Source organism: Rhizobium sp. SJZ105, assembly GCF_007828365.1.
GTDB lineage: Bacteria > Pseudomonadota > Alphaproteobacteria > Rhizobiales > Rhizobiaceae > Agrobacterium > Agrobacterium tumefaciens.
Genome location: NZ_VIUP01000002.1, coordinates 365,587 through 379,296, shown reverse-complemented (window position 1 = coordinate 379,296; position 13,710 = coordinate 365,587). Strand labels below are relative to the sequence as shown.

Sequence of the window (13,710 nt, the reverse complement as noted above, 5' to 3'; positions counted from 1 at the left end):
TCCGGCTTGCGGACATATATGAAATCATCACCTTTCGAATTGATGTTGCTTGGGTGAAATTTCTAATACGCTTCTGCTTAACGCACGGCTGTTGCTCGCAGGCGTTGTCGCCCCCCGTTATGTTGACGACCATTCGATTTTCCGGGGGTATTCATGAAACGTCTTCTCATCATCGGCACTGCCATTGCCGCTCTTTTTGCAGGTGCGGCGCAGGCGCAGTCTCCGACCACCATTCTCAACGCCTCCTACGATGTTGCCCGTGAGGTTTTCGCAGCCGAGAACGAGGCTTTCATCAAGCTGCATCCGGGTATCACGGTTGATCAGTCGCACGCCGGCACCTCCAAGCAGGCGCGTGCCATCGTTGAGGGTCTGGAAGCCGATGTCGTCACCTTCAACCAGGTAACGGATGTCGATTTTCTGGTGAAGCAGGGTTTCGTTTCCGCCGACTGGCAGAAGGATTTTGCGAACGACGCCTCGCCGTTCTATTCTTTCCCGTCCTTTCTCGTGCGTGCCGGTAATCCCAAGCACATCAAAGACTGGGACGATCTTGCCCGTGACGACGTGAAGGTGGTTTTCCCCAATCCGAAGACCTCGGGTAACGCCCGTTACACCTATCTCGCCGCCACGGCCTATGCCAAGGAGAAGTTCAACGGCGACGAGAAGAAGGTTCAGGAATTCGTCAAGAAAATCTTCGACAACACCCCTGTTTTCGACACCGGAGGCCGCGCCGCCACCACCACCTTTGTGGAACGTGAAATCGGCGACGTGCTGATCACCTTCGAAGCTGAGACCCGCGGCATTGCCAAGCAATATGGCGCCGACAAGGTTGAGGGCGTGGTGCCTTCCGTCAGCCTGCTCGCCGAATTCCCGGTCGCTGTGGTGGACAAGGTGGTCGACAAGCGCGGCTCGCGCGATCTGGCGAAGAGCTACCTCGATTTCCTCTACACCGAAGAGGGCCAGCGCATTGCTGCCGAATTCGGCCATCGCGTTCACAACGAAAAGGTTGTCGGCGAGTTCAAGGACAAGTTCCCGGCCATTCGCCTCGTCAACGTCAATGACGTCTTCGGCGGCTGGAATAAAATCCAGAAAGAGCATTTTGCGTCCGGCGCGACGCTTGATACGCTCTACGGCAGCCGTTAATCACGACGATATGCAACAGGTAAAAGACCCGGCGGGAAACTGCCGGGTCGCTTTATGATGAAATGGGGGCGGGGTTTGAAGCGGAATGTTCTGCCGGGGCTTAAATTGTCCCTCGGCGTTACCCTCACTTACGTCGCCATCATCGTGCTTCTGCCGCTCTCGGCGCTGGTGTTCAAGGCGGCGAGCCTCGGGCCAGCCGAATATTGGGCCATTATCTCTTCGCCGCGCGCTGTTGCGAGCTATCGCGTCACGGTGCTCTGCGCTCTCGCCGCGACCTTGTTCAACGTCGTTTTCGGACTGGCGCTCGCCTGGGTGCTGACGCGTTACCGTTTCCCCGGCTGGCGCCTTGTCGATGCCATTGTCGATCTGCCTTTTGCGCTTCCCACCGCCGTTGCCGGCATTGCGCTGACGACGCTGTTTGCGGGTAACGGCTGGTTCGGCTCGGTGCTTGCGCAATTCGGCATCAAGGTTGCCTATACGCCGCTCGGCATCATGGTGGCGATGGCCTTTACCAGTCTACCCTTCATCGTGCGCACCGTGCAGCCGGTGCTCGAAGACCTCGATCCGGCATTGGAGGAGGCGGCGCAATCGCTCGGCGGTTCCGATCTCGAAATCTTCCGCAAGGTCATCCTGCCGCTTTTGACACCCGCTCTGCTGGCTGGTCTTTCGCTGTCCTTCGCACGCAGCCTCGGCGAGTTTGGGGCAATCATCTTTATTGCCGGCAACCAGCCGTTCTCGACGGAAATCACCGCACTGCTGATCTTCATCCGGCTTGAGGAATATGATTATCAGGCCGCCGCCGCCATCGCCTCGGTGCTGCTCATCGCGGCCTTCGTGATGCTGGCGGTGACCAATTACCTCCAGGCGCGTGCGCTTCGTTATACGGTGAGGAGCTGAGACATGAGCGCGTTTTCTTCCCGCCGCAAGCCGCCACGCGTTGGTGATGCACCCTGGGTTCGCCGCAGCCTGATTGCTTTTGTGCTCGTCATCGGCGCGTTCCTGGTTGTCGCTCCTCTGACCATCATCGGTGTCGAGGCTTTTTCGCAGGGCTGGAAGGTTTACTCAGCCACCATCACCCACCCCGATACCCGCCACGCCATCATGCTGACGGTGCTGACGGCGCTGATTGCGGTGCCGATCAACACGGCCTTCGGCGTCGCGGCCGCATGGGCGATCACCAAATTCGATTTTCCCGGCCGGCGCTTCCTGCTGGTGCTGATCGAGATACCCTTCTCCATCTCGCCGATCGTCGCCGGTGTCGCCTATCTCTTCGTTTATGGGCTGCAGGGGCTGTTTGGGCCGTTCCTCGATGCGCACAATATCAAGATACTCTTTGCACTACCCGGCATCGTCATCGCGTCGATGTTCGTCACGGCACCCTTCGTGGCGCGCGAGCTGATCCCATTGATGCAGGCGCAGGGCCGCGATCTGGAGGAGGCGGCCACCTCGCTTGGCGCATCCGGCTGGCGCACCTTCTTTTCGGTGACGCTACCGAATATCAAATGGGCGCTGCTCTACGGCGTCGTTCTGTGCAACGCCCGCGTCATGGGTGAATTTGGCGCGGTGTCGATCGTGTCAGGTAATATTCGCGGCCAGACCAACACGCTGCCGCTGCATATCGAGCTGCTCTACCATGATTACCAGACGGCCGGCGCCTTTGCGTCGGCCTCCATCCTCGCTCTGCTCGCCGTCATCACCATCATCGCCAAGGTGGCGCTGGAAGGGCGCGGTGCGGGGCGCGGGGCCAAGAAGACCAACGGCGGTGCCGCCATCGCCACGGAGACCTGATACCCATGAAAATCCGCCTCGAAAATGTGGTGAAGACCTTCGATACATTCCGCGCGGTGCGCGATGTTTCGCTCGATATTGAAAGTGGCGAGCTTCTGGCGCTGCTCGGCCCCTCGGGTTCAGGCAAAACCACGATTTTGCGCATGGTCGCCGGTCTCGAATATAGCGATGGCGGCCGCATCTTTTTTGGAGACGAAGACGCCACCAATATTCCGGTGCGCGATCGCGGCGTCGGTTTCGTGTTCCAGCACTACGCACTTTTTCCGCATATGACGCTGCATGAAAACATCGCGTTCGGCATGAAGGTGTCGAAGGTGAAGCGCGACAAAGCGGCGATCGATGCGCGGGTCGGGGAACTGTTGAACCTGGTCAAGCTTGACGGTCTGGGCGACCGGTTCCCGGCGCAGATTTCCGGTGGGCAGCGGCAGCGTGTGGCGCTGGCCCGTGCGCTTTCGGTCGATCCCAAAGTGCTTCTACTGGATGAGCCCTTCGGCGCGCTGGATGCCAATGTGCGCCGCGACCTACGCCGCTGGCTGCGTGAAATTCACGGCGCGCTGGGCATTACCACGATTTTCGTGACACATGATCAGGAAGAGGCACTGGATCTCGCTGACCGCGTCGTCATCCTCAATCAGGGCGAGATCGTGCAACAGGGCACGCCGAAGGAAGTGTGCCGCCAGCCGAACAGCGCCTTCGTCATGCGCTTTCTCGGCGATGCCAACCGTGTGTCCGGCGTGGCGCGCGGCGGCAAGGTCTATGTCGGTGACAACGAACTGCCCTTCTCCTACGGTCAGGCGGATGGCGCCGTTGAGATCTATGCCCGTCCCTCCGACCTGGAATGGGAAGATCTGCACGAGGGCATTCCAGCCTCGGTTTCGCGGGTTCTCGACAGGGCAGGCGAGCGGCGGGTGATTGCCAGCACAGATGGCGGCGATCTCCTGGAATTCGACGTGCCGCCGGAAAATGATGTCGCGGCAGGCGATCGCGGTTCCGTCATCATCCGCCGTGCGAAGATTTTCCCGGCGGCTTGAGGGACGCTCTCGCCAGCCTCATATCAGCAGTTCGAAAAAGGCCTCGGCCGCCAGCCTGCCATTGACCATCAGGTCAACCTTGTGAACACCCGCATAGTGCTTGCGGGTGGTGAAATCGCGCATGGCGCGGCTTATCGAGAGCGCGCACGTTTCGCCCGGCTGCAACTCGATTTCTTTCCACTTGAAGACTTTCGCGGAGGCGTCACCGCTCTTTTTCACGTAATGCACGGCATAATCGATCACCAGTTTCTGCGGGCTTTCTGCCGTCGAGGTGAAAGAAGCTGAAATCCGCACTGGATTACCAAGAGCGACCTTTTCAGGAGAAACCTGAAACGCCGAAAGTGCGATCTGAGCCTCCTTATGGGCGCCCAAATGGGCGAGTGCGGCAGCGTCGCCTTTCTTGACCAGAGTGCGCAAGGCCTGCCGCACGATCCAGCGTGTATGCGGGTTTTCCTTCGGCCATGTGTCGATGAGCGCCAGCACGAAAGCGGCATTGTCCTTGGTGATGTCGTTCAGATGATTGGCGACGGATTTGCGCACGTAAAGCGCCTCGTCAGCTTTCATGGCATCGAGGATCGCGGTGACCGGTGAGGGATCATCGATCAGGGCTTTGAGCTGAAACGACCAAGGCAGGCGCGGCCGGCAGCCTTCGCTCGCCAGCCTTCGCACATGTTCGTTGTCATGTCGCGACCATGTTTCCATCACGGCAAGTGTTCGGGCCAGATCCCTTTGCAGGAAATGGCGGATGGCAAATTCCGAGGAGCCGAAACGGGTGAAATATTGCAGCGCCTGCATGGAAAGATCGAAATCGTCGAGACCGTAAAGCGCCACATATTCTGGCAGCGAAATGGACGCGAAACCGTTGCCTATCCCGGGTGCTGCGGCTGTCAGAATTTCGATGTTGCGGGCAAAGTCGCCGGGAAGCGTGGCGTGCAGGCTGGTCGCCACCTGCCGCATGCGCTGCATGATGCCCAGCGCTTCGAGATTTGTCGTGGCAAGCGCCATGAAGGCGGGAACATCGAAAGGCGCATGAACGGCTTTGGTCTGATCGGCGATGTGTCGCAGTTTTTCGTGGTTGAAGATTTCCTTCAACGCGGGTGCCGCTGTCTCGCTCATAGGGCCTCTCAAAGTTCACTTTTTGTTCTTTTAGGACATGATGAGGACGGAGGCAAGGGAAGGCGCTACTACCGAAGAAAAGACATAGCAGATCTTGCTTCTTCACAGATTGACGAAGGCCTTTCACTCCGTCATTCCGGGCTTGATCCGGCATCCGGCATCCGGCATCCGGCCACTGGGCGCCTGCGCGGCGAATAGTCTTTTGCGATCAGTGACTTGACCGCGCTGGACCCCGGATCTAGTCCGGAGTGACGATGCGTGGAGATTCCGGGTTCGCCAAATTCAGGTTCAGGGCGGATATTGTCATCCGCCCTGAGCTTGCATCCAAAGCTTCAGCTCATCTGGCTGACGAATTTCGTCTCCAGATAGGCCTGAACCGCCTCCGAACCGCCCTCCGTGCCATAACCGGAATCCTTGACGCCGCCGAAGGGGACTTCGGGAAGCGCAAGGCCGTTGTGGTTGATGGTCAGCATGCCCGCCTCGACCTGGTGGCCGAGCGCATGCGCTGTCTTGACCGAGCTGGTAAAGGCGTAGGATGCGAGGCCAAAAGGCAGGCGGTTCGCTTCGTTGATGGCATCATCGAATGTCGAGAAGCGGTTGATGATGGCGACGGGACCGAAGGGCTCGTCGTTCATGATCTTTGCTGTCACTGGCACGTTGGCGAGCACCGTGGGCTCGAAGAAGTTGCCCTTGTTGCCGATGCGGCGGCCACCGGTCTTCAGTTCCGCGCCATGGGAAACGGCGTCGTTGATCAGGCCTTCCAGCGCTGGGATGCGGCGCTCATTGGCGAGCGGCCCCATGACGACACCTTCTTCCAGGCCGTTGCCGACCTTGATCGCCTTCGTGGCTTCCACGAAACCTTCAAGGAAGCGATCCGCCACACCGTCCTGCACGAGGAAGCGGGTGGGAGCGACGCAGACCTGACCGGCATTGCGGAACTTGGCAAGCGAGGTCACCTCGATCGCTTTTTCGATATCGGCATCGTCAAAGATCATCACTGGCGCATGACCGCCGAGTTCCATCGTGGCGCGCTTCATGTGCTTGCCGGCAAGGGCTGCCAGATGTTTGCCGATCGGCGTGGAGCCGGTGAAGGAAATCTTGCGGATGACCGGATGCGGGATCAGATATTCCGAAATCTCGGATGGCACGCCGTAAACGAGACCGATGACACCCGCCGGCACGCCCGCATCCACAAACGCTCGGATCAGTTCCGCCGGCGATGCCGGTGTTTCTTCCGGGGCCTTGACGATGATGGAGCAGCCCGTGGCAAGGGCAGCCGAAAGCTTGCGGACGATCTGGTTGATCGGGAAGTTCCATGGCGTAAACGCCGCGACGGGACCAACCGGCAGCTTGATGGCAAGCTGGGAAACGCCGGTTGCGCGCGCCGGGATGACCTGGCCGTAGGTGCGACGTGCTTCCTCGGCGAACCAGTCGATGGTATCGGCGGCGCCCATGATTTCGGTTGCCGATTGCGACAGCGGCTTGCCCTGCTCGCGGGTCATTATATAGGCGATCTTGTCCTTGCGCTCGCGCAGGATATCGGCTGCCCTGCGCATGATCTTGGAACGCTCGAAGGGCGAGGTGTCGCGCCAGACCTTGAAGCCACGCTCGGCGGCGGCAAGTGCCAGATCGAGGTCCGCCTTTTCGGCATGAGCGATCGCGCCGATGATTTCGTCGGTCGCAGGGTCGGATACGGCGATCGTCTTGCCGGAAACGGCGTCTCGCCATTCGCCATCAATGAGAAGTTTGATGTCGGGATAGGTGTGCATAGGGACTACCTTCATGATGCGGCCGATACGGCAGGGTGCCGTCCAGCCCGGAGACGTGAACAGAATTTTCCTGACCGGAATATATCCGGTATCGCCGCTTGCGCTGCGCGGAACGGGCGTCTGGGCATTTCCGGCAAGAGGAAGCTGAAAATGCCGGAAACGGAAATGACAGCTCTTATATTAAGTTGCGTACGGTATGTTTCAACCGTTCGCTCTGGCAATCGCCATGATTTTTCTGTGATGCGAAACTTGTCTCTCGGCTTTCCTGCCTGACAGGCAGGCGGATGCCGAACGCGCATTGGTCTTGTCCGATACGCGCGAATCATGTGTTGCTGTTGTTAAGCAATCACGCATATGCCGCAATTTGGCCTTTGTCGCACCAGACGGATTGATACGAAGACGTAACTTGTAGTGTTGCTTGCGTCATAACAGGGCGTGAAGTGTAAAAAAGTACAATAAGACGGAAAAATTATCCAAACGGTTTACTCAAAACCTAGAGAAAATACGGATAAAATCTCACTAAGGATATAACATTCATTCCTGATATATATTGCGAGCGTCGGTTCCCTTGACCCTCAGAGGTTGGCGTAAACCCCTCGACCTGAACGCTAGATGGAGAAAGAGTATGAGTTTCGCCCGGGTACTTCTCAGTGCGTTTCTGTCGCTCATGTGGCTTTCCTGTGCCGAGGCCGGGACAATCGCCAAGCCGCAAGGCAAGCCGATATTGACCATCTCCGGAAACATCACCAACACCAATGCCGATGGCGCTGCGGTATTCGATCGCGACATGCTGGAGGGATTGGGCATGGTGACGGTGGAGACCACGACGCCCTGGCACGATGGCCGCGTTCGTTTTGACGGCGTGTCACTGGCAAAGTTGATGGATCTCGTCGGTGCAAAAGGCACCAGCGTAACGGCAGTTGCACTCAACGATTATGTGAGCACCATACCGGTTGAGGATTTTAAGAAATTTAACGTTATCCTCGCGATCAAGCTGGATGGCAACTACATGACAGTTCGCGAAAAGGGTCCGCTGTTTGTCATCTATCCCTATGATAGCGACCCGGAATTGCAGAAGCAGACCTATTATTCGCGGTCCGCATGGCAAGTTGCCAAATTGATAGTGGAATAAAGGTGCCGTTTGCGAAAACTTGTGGCGGTGATCATCTGTTGCTTCGTCCTGGCAACGGGCTATATCGCTTTCGTCATTGCCGAGCGTCAGACCGCTCTGCAGAAATTTGCCCGCTATAACGATTCGTGGGCGGTCAGTCAGACCGTGGCGGAGTATCTCCGCCTTCAGAACAAATTGGCCGTTTTTGCGCTCAGTCCCGGTGTCATAGACCGGGACGAATTGCAGCTGCGCATGGACATCATGCTAAGCCGCCTGGAGCTCTTGAAGCAGGGTAACCTCGGCGCTTTCATCAATGAAAAACAGCAATGGCGGGATCTCGTAACCCGCCTTGACGCGGTTCTGGCCCGCCTGGAACAGCAGATGAACACCCTGGAGCCAAGGGATGTTCCGGATCTGCTCTCCGAGATGAGCTCGCTCGATGCGCCGATGACGACGCTGGCTTCGTCGTCGGTCGCCTATGACGTCAATCTGATCGATACGGCCCATGAAGACGTGCGCAAGCTGCATATCGTCTACACCGCGCTTGCAGGCGGGTTAATCCTGTGCGGCATCGCGCTGGTGATATTGCTGCTTCGTCAGAACGATCTGTTGAACCGCGCGCAGAAAAGCATGCGCGGGCTGACGGACGACCTGCGCGCCGCCACGCTTGAATTGCAGGCCAAGAACGTCCGGCTTGAGCATGATGCCTATCATGATGCGCTGACGGGCCTTCCGAACCGCTCGCTGTTCCGGCAGGAACTTATCGAGCGGTTGCGCCGCTCTTTCGGCGGCAATGGAACGACGGCCATTCTTCTGCTTGATCTCGATGGGTTCAAGGACGTCAACGACACGCTTGGCCACGATTCGGGCGACGCCTTGCTTCAGGCCGTGGCACAGCGCCTTTCGGGGATCGGCGGTGATTACGACATGGTTTGCCGCCTTGGCGGCGATGAATTCGCTGTCGTGTCCGATGATCTCAATGAGGACACGGCGCGCCGTCTCGCCTCCAAGCTTATCGAGCAGATCAGCCGGACCTACCAGCTCGGCGAGCAGGAGGTGAAAATCGGCACCTGCATCGGCATCGCCATATCGCATGGTACCGTCGATGCGGATGAATTGTTCAAGCGCGCGGATCTGGCGCTTTATGAAGCCAAGGCCATCGGCCCTGGCCGGGCGAGTGTTTTCAAGGTCCGCATGCAAAAGCAGCTGACCGAAAAGAAATCCTTCGAGGCCGATCTGCAGACGGCGCTGCAGAACGACGAGATGGAGGTCTATTACCAGCCGCAGGTGGCGACGCAGACCCGCAAGCTTTGTGGCTTCGAGGCACTTTTGCGCTGGAAACATCCAGTGCGCGGCGATGTTCCGCCCAGCGTGTTCATTCCCGTTGCGGAACGAACCGGCCTTATCCATTCGCTCGGAAAATGGGTGATGGAGACTGCCTGCCGCGAGGCGATGCGATGGGATGAGGACATGAAGGTGGCGGTCAATCTCTCGCCGGTTCAGTTCCACAGTACCAACCTCATTCAGAACGTGATGGGTGCCCTTGATAAAAGCGGGCTGGAGCCGAGCCGGCTCGAGCTTGAGATCACCGAATCGATCCTGCTGAACAAGAGCGACCAGACGATCAACACGCTGACGCGGCTGAAGGCCGTCGGCATCCAGATCGCCATGGACGATTTCGGCACCGGTTACTCCTCGCTTGCGAATTTGCGCGGCGTGCCGTTCGACAAGATCAAGATCGACCGGTCATTCCTGCGCGATATCACCAGCGACCGCGACGCGCTGGCGATCGTCGAATTCGTGGTCGGCGTCGGGCGCAGCCTCCGAATGACCACCATCGCCGAAGGCATCGAGACGGAGGAGCAATATGAGCTGGTCAAACGTCTGGGATGCGATCTGGTACAGGGCTATCTGATCAGCAGGCCGTTGCCGGCCAAGGAGCTTGTGGCCTGGAGTTCCGTTTGAACGGGTTTGCTTTCGAACAGGGCAAGCCATGTTAAATTTCAGTGGGATACATCATTGACGGCGAAAACCAGTACCGGTTGTCGCACCGATACTGTAGAGCATTCGCGGTCTATGCGGGATCGTTCTGTTGACGAGACCGGGTTTTGAGAAAGGGCTTGGGAAATATGGAAATTCTGGATGTGCATGGAGTAGCCCTGCCTCTTTCTTCCGATGAGGTATCGCCCGTCATATGGCAGGCGCTGACCGACGGCAGCTATGAGGCGAAAGAGGCCCGCAGCGTCCTGAAAGCCATCAAGCCCGGCGACCGCGTATTGGAACTGGGGTCCGGCATCGGCATCATAACCTCGATCATTGCCGGTATTCAGGATGTTTCCGTTTGGGCATTCGAGGCCAATCCGTCCACAGCGGCACTGGCGGAACGGGTGATCAAGGCAAATTGCCGTGGCAATGTCGTGTTTTCCCAAGGACTTCTCACGGCCGACGAGCCGCGTACCTATCCATTCTATGTCCGCAAGGATCTCTGGATGTCGTCCATGGACGAAAATCAGGGTCCTTATGAAAGGCGCATCGAAATCTCGTCCGAGAATATCGATGCGTTTGTCGCCAGCCGGGGCATCACGGCGCTCGTGATGGATATCGAGGGCGCGGAACGCGATCTGCTCGGCAATGCCGAGCTTGCTGGCGTGGAGCGGATATTCGTCGAGCTGCACGATCACCTTTATGGCCTCGAAGGTGTTCGCGACATCATGCAGGCACTGACCGCCAAGGGATACGCCTATGATCCGCGCGGTTCACGCGGCCCTTGCGTGTTGTTTTCCAAGGACGTCAGCCCGAGGGAATACGATCCCGACGTGGATTGAGAGTTCGAACAACTTAGCGAGTTTCGTTTCCGGCGGTGTGCAGTCGCGACCGCGCCCTTCCGCCGTTGATTACAATTTAAAACGCAACTTATCCGGTTGGTTATTTCAATCCGTTTGCGTCTTCTGTCGCAACTTTTCGGTCGCGGTGCCGTTTAGCGCCGGTACCGGGGCGTAAGACAGCGGGCGGCACGGCCATTATTGCCAGATCAGCAATTCATTCAGAATTATTGTTGCAATTGTTGCGGATGTTTTCCTGCGTCATCATCCCTCCATCAAACCGGCGCACAACATAGATCGCACCGGAAGATGCCAACGCAACCGAAGGAGAAACGATCATGGGCTTTGTTAAGACGACAGATGGAACAGACATCTTCTACAAGGACTGGGGCCCGAAGGATGCTCAGCCCATCGTGTTTCACCACGGCTGGCCACTCAGCTCCGACGACTGGGATGGACAGATGCTGTTTTTCCTCTCGAAAGGGTATCGTGTCGTCGCCCATGATCGCCGTGGTCACGGCCGCTCCGCGCAGGTTTCCGAAGGTCACGATATGGACCATTATGCCGCAGACGCCTTTGCCGTTGCGGAAGCGCTGGACTTGAAAAACGCCGTGCATATCGGCCATTCCACCGGCGGTGGCGAAGTGGCGCGTTATGTTGCCAGACACGGTGAACCCGCAGGCCGCGTCGCGAAGGCCGTTCTGGTTTCCGCCGTGCCGCCGCTGATGCTCAAGACCGAGGCCAACCCCGAGGGCCTGCCGATGGAGGTTTTTGACGGCTTCCGTTCAGCAATTGCCGCAAACCGCGCGCAGTTCTTCCGCGATGTGCCCTCCGGCCCGTTCTACGGCTTCAACCGCGATGGAGCGACCGTTCAGGAAGGCGTGATCCAGAACTGGTGGCGGCAGGGTATGATGGGCAGTGCCAAGGCGCATTACGATGGCATCAAGGCATTCTCGGAAACCGACCAGACCGAAGACCTGAAGGCCATCAGCGTGCCTACACTCGTGCTGCACGGTGAAGATGACCAGATCGTGCCGATTGCGGACTCTGCGCTGAAATCGGTGAAGCTCCTGAAAAACGGTACGCTGAAGACCTATCCCGGCTTCTCGCACGGCATGCTGACCATCAATGCAGACGTGCTCAACGCCGATCTCCTGGCCTTCATCAAGGCTTGATCCTTTTGCAAAACGGAATGCGGCTGGATACCCGGCCGCATTTTGTCGTCCTGCGTCAAGCCAGACGGGCCTGCCATTCGCTGCGATAGGCGGGAAGCCCTGCAATGGCATCGGGAGCGAAATGGCGCTCGCGACCGGCAAGTGGTTTGATACCGGTGAGGAGTGCTGCCCCGGCACTGGTGCCTGTGGAACCGCTGACGGCGATGACCTCAGTTTCGGCAAAACCTGCCAGCGCCTTGAGATAAAGCGCATTGCTGGCGAATGGCCCTTCGACCAGTATCGGGCCTTTCTGCCCGATGAGCGATAGGCTGAACTCCGTCATCAGGGCGAGATAAAGCGCCGCTGCCGCGTGCCGTTCAGCAACAGTGGCATTGTCGTCGGCAATCCAGCGCGCTGTTTTGCCGGGGAAGGGGCCGGAACCGCTGACGACGCTGGGCAACAGCATCATGCCTCTGGTGAGCACGCCGCCGAGAGCGGCTTCGGTTTCTTCGTCCGGAGCAGGCCCGAATTGTTGCGTCAGCATTTCATATTCCCTGCCGCCCATGAAGCGGGAGGAGGGAACGGGACGCCCGAGGGCATCGACATTCAAAAGCGTATCACGGGCGGGATCCAGCGTCTCCGCCGTACCGCCGATGGCGAAATTCACCACCCAGGTGCCGGTGGAGACGACCGAAAAATCACCCTGCCGCCGCAGCAGATGCGGCAGGAGCGAGGCGTTGGAATCATGGATGCCGCAATAGACCGATATATCCGCCGAAAGCCCGGTTTCCAGCGCCACCGATTCGCGGACTGGCGCGAGTACATCGAAGGCGGAGCGCACCGGCGCCATCAATTGCGCAATGCCCAAGCGCTCGACCAGCGATGAAAACGCCTTCAGCCGCGGATTCCACAAATCCGTATGGCAACCGAGCGAGGTCGTCTCGGTGGCCTGAACGCCGGTCAGCCGCCCCGCCCAATATTGCGCGTAGGTGACGATGCTGCGCACCCCAGCGAATTCCTGCGGAAAGGCGGTTTTCTGGAAATGGATTTGTGCGCCAAGGTTCAATCCGGCTGGAAGCGAGGGCGAGCCGGTTTCAGCAAAATCTGGCCTGATGCGGAGATAGGCTTCCGCAACGCTTGCGGGGTAGCTGTGCTCGTAATCCAGCACAGGCATGGCAAGGTCGCCGTTTTCGTCAAGAAGTGCGGCAGACGCGCCATGGGTCGTGATGGAAATCGCGTCGAAACCCGGCTCTTCCGCGAACCGCCGCAGAGAGGTGAGAATGAAGCTCCAGAGCATCTCCACATCGTAATGCGGATAGATGCCGTCACGAAGGACAGGGTTGGAACGCCTGTCACCGGTTATCTCTTCGCCGCTTCGGGTGTCAATGACAACGACCTTGGCATTGGTCTTGCCTATATCGATGACCGCGACGCGACGTGGCTTTGTCATGTCATTCATGGCAGGTGGAACACCGTCACAAGGTCAGTCGCGACAGGCGAATTATCGGGGTTGCTTTCCATGATGTCAGCCATATGCGCCCACCATTTCTTCATCACGGGATGCTCGGGCAATGCTGCCATGCCGTGGTTCTTCGGGCGGGTCAGCACGCCGAACAGGATGTCGGTTTCCGGGTCGAGGTGGATTGAATAGTCGCTCACACCCGCTTCGTGCAGTAGAGCAACCAGTTCCGGCCATATCTCGTCATGGCGCCGTCTATATTCGGCTTGCTTGCCGGCGAAGAGTTTCATCTTGAAAGCGTGTTTTTCTAATTCCGGCAT

12 protein-coding genes are annotated in these 13,710 nt (G+C 58.4%); 8 read left to right on the top strand and 4 right to left on the bottom strand.

Features of this window, described 5'->3' with window-relative positions; translation table 11 throughout:
- Nucleotides 1-153: 153 nt before the first annotated feature.
- From cysP to FB593_RS10870, 4 genes are read left to right on the top strand one after another with little or no spacing between them, the layout of a single operon-like run.
- The gene (gene cysP, locus FB593_RS10885) at nucleotides 154-1,140 is read left to right on the top strand and encodes a thiosulfate ABC transporter substrate-binding protein CysP (protein WP_065659633.1); all 987 of its coding nucleotides are present in this window, start codon (nucleotides 154-156) and stop codon (nucleotides 1,138-1,140) included.
- Nucleotides 1,141-1,194: 54 nt separating this feature from the next.
- Nucleotides 1,195-2,037 (top strand): sulfate ABC transporter permease subunit CysT, encoded by an 843-nt coding sequence (gene cysT, locus FB593_RS10880; RefSeq protein WP_013761717.1) that lies wholly within the window; start codon nucleotides 1,195-1,197, stop codon nucleotides 2,035-2,037.
- Between the two features lie 3 nt (nucleotides 2,038-2,040).
- On the top strand, nucleotides 2,041-2,928 hold the full coding sequence (gene cysW / locus FB593_RS10875; protein WP_145166558.1) for a sulfate ABC transporter permease subunit CysW: 888 nt from the start codon (nucleotides 2,041-2,043) through the stop codon (nucleotides 2,926-2,928).
- A 5-nt stretch (nucleotides 2,929-2,933) separates the two neighbouring features.
- Nucleotides 2,934-3,959 (top strand): sulfate/molybdate ABC transporter ATP-binding protein, encoded by a 1,026-nt coding sequence (locus FB593_RS10870; protein WP_013761716.1) that lies wholly within the window; start codon nucleotides 2,934-2,936, stop codon nucleotides 3,957-3,959.
- A gap of 18 nt (nucleotides 3,960-3,977) precedes the next feature.
- Here the strand turns inward: FB593_RS10870 and FB593_RS10865 are convergent, their stop codons facing one another.
- On the bottom strand, nucleotides 3,978-5,075 hold the full coding sequence (locus FB593_RS10865; RefSeq protein ID WP_065687833.1) for a DNA alkylation repair protein: 1,098 nt from the start codon (nucleotides 5,073-5,075) through the stop codon (nucleotides 3,978-3,980).
- Between the two features lie 332 nt (nucleotides 5,076-5,407).
- Nucleotides 5,408-6,844, bottom strand: a complete 1,437-nt coding sequence (locus FB593_RS10860; RefSeq protein WP_003511213.1) for an NAD-dependent succinate-semialdehyde dehydrogenase — start codon at nucleotides 6,842-6,844, stop codon at nucleotides 5,408-5,410.
- A 625-nt stretch (nucleotides 6,845-7,469) separates the two neighbouring features.
- Between FB593_RS10860 and FB593_RS10855 the strand changes: the two genes are divergently transcribed.
- The 4 genes from FB593_RS10855 to FB593_RS10840 all read left to right on the top strand — a co-directional run bounded on the left by FB593_RS10855 (nucleotide 7,470) and on the right by FB593_RS10840 (nucleotide 11,952).
- Complete coding sequence (locus tag FB593_RS10855) at nucleotides 7,470-7,976, top strand: molybdopterin-dependent oxidoreductase (protein ID WP_003511212.1); 507 nt, start codon at nucleotides 7,470-7,472, stop codon at nucleotides 7,974-7,976.
- A 21-nt stretch (nucleotides 7,977-7,997) separates the two neighbouring features.
- Entirely contained in the window at nucleotides 7,998-9,920 is a 1,923-nt protein-coding gene (locus tag FB593_RS10850) for a putative bifunctional diguanylate cyclase/phosphodiesterase (protein ID WP_236742517.1), read from the top strand.
- A gap of 164 nt (nucleotides 9,921-10,084) precedes the next feature.
- Nucleotides 10,085-10,780 (top strand): FkbM family methyltransferase, encoded by a 696-nt coding sequence (locus FB593_RS10845; RefSeq protein WP_112391297.1) that lies wholly within the window; start codon nucleotides 10,085-10,087, stop codon nucleotides 10,778-10,780.
- A 335-nt stretch (nucleotides 10,781-11,115) separates the two neighbouring features.
- The gene (locus FB593_RS10840) at nucleotides 11,116-11,952 is read left to right on the top strand and encodes an alpha/beta fold hydrolase (protein WP_145166557.1); all 837 of its coding nucleotides are present in this window, start codon (nucleotides 11,116-11,118) and stop codon (nucleotides 11,950-11,952) included.
- A 55-nt stretch (nucleotides 11,953-12,007) separates the two neighbouring features.
- Here the strand turns inward: FB593_RS10840 and FB593_RS10835 are convergent, their stop codons facing one another.
- Complete coding sequence (locus FB593_RS10835; RefSeq protein ID WP_145166556.1) at nucleotides 12,008-13,390, bottom strand: FGGY-family carbohydrate kinase; 1,383 nt, start codon at nucleotides 13,388-13,390, stop codon at nucleotides 12,008-12,010.
- Nucleotides 13,387-13,710, bottom strand: a complete 324-nt coding sequence (gene rhaM / locus FB593_RS10830; RefSeq protein WP_003511206.1) for an L-rhamnose mutarotase — start codon at nucleotides 13,708-13,710, stop codon at nucleotides 13,387-13,389. The genes FB593_RS10835 and rhaM overlap by 4 nt, the downstream gene beginning before the upstream one ends.

Bases quoted from the DNA above. Each gene is read 5' to 3' on its own strand.
- cysP (WP_065659633.1), top strand. From the start codon at position 154: ATGAAACGTCTTCTCATCATCGGCACTGCCATTGCCGCTCTTTTTGCA.
- cysT (WP_013761717.1), top strand. From the start codon at position 1,195: ATGATGAAATGGGGGCGGGGTTTGAAGCGGAATGTTCTGCCGGGGCTT.
- cysW (WP_145166558.1), top strand. From the start codon at position 2,041: ATGAGCGCGTTTTCTTCCCGCCGCAAGCCGCCACGCGTTGGTGATGCA.
- FB593_RS10870 (WP_013761716.1), top strand. From the start codon at position 2,934: ATGAAAATCCGCCTCGAAAATGTGGTGAAGACCTTCGATACATTCCGC.
- FB593_RS10865 (WP_065687833.1), bottom strand. From the start codon at position 5,075: ATGAGCGAGACAGCGGCACCCGCGTTGAAGGAAATCTTCAACCACGAA.
- FB593_RS10860 (WP_003511213.1), bottom strand. From the start codon at position 6,844: ATGCACACCTATCCCGACATCAAACTTCTCATTGATGGCGAATGGCGA.
- FB593_RS10855 (WP_003511212.1), top strand. From the start codon at position 7,470: ATGAGTTTCGCCCGGGTACTTCTCAGTGCGTTTCTGTCGCTCATGTGG.
- FB593_RS10845 (WP_112391297.1), top strand. From the start codon at position 10,085: ATGGAAATTCTGGATGTGCATGGAGTAGCCCTGCCTCTTTCTTCCGAT.
- FB593_RS10840 (WP_145166557.1), top strand. From the start codon at position 11,116: ATGGGCTTTGTTAAGACGACAGATGGAACAGACATCTTCTACAAGGAC.
- FB593_RS10835 (WP_145166556.1), bottom strand. From the start codon at position 13,390: ATGAATGACATGACAAAGCCACGTCGCGTCGCGGTCATCGATATAGGC.
- rhaM (WP_003511206.1), bottom strand. From the start codon at position 13,710: ATGCCGGAATTAGAAAAACACGCTTTCAAGATGAAACTCTTCGCCGGC.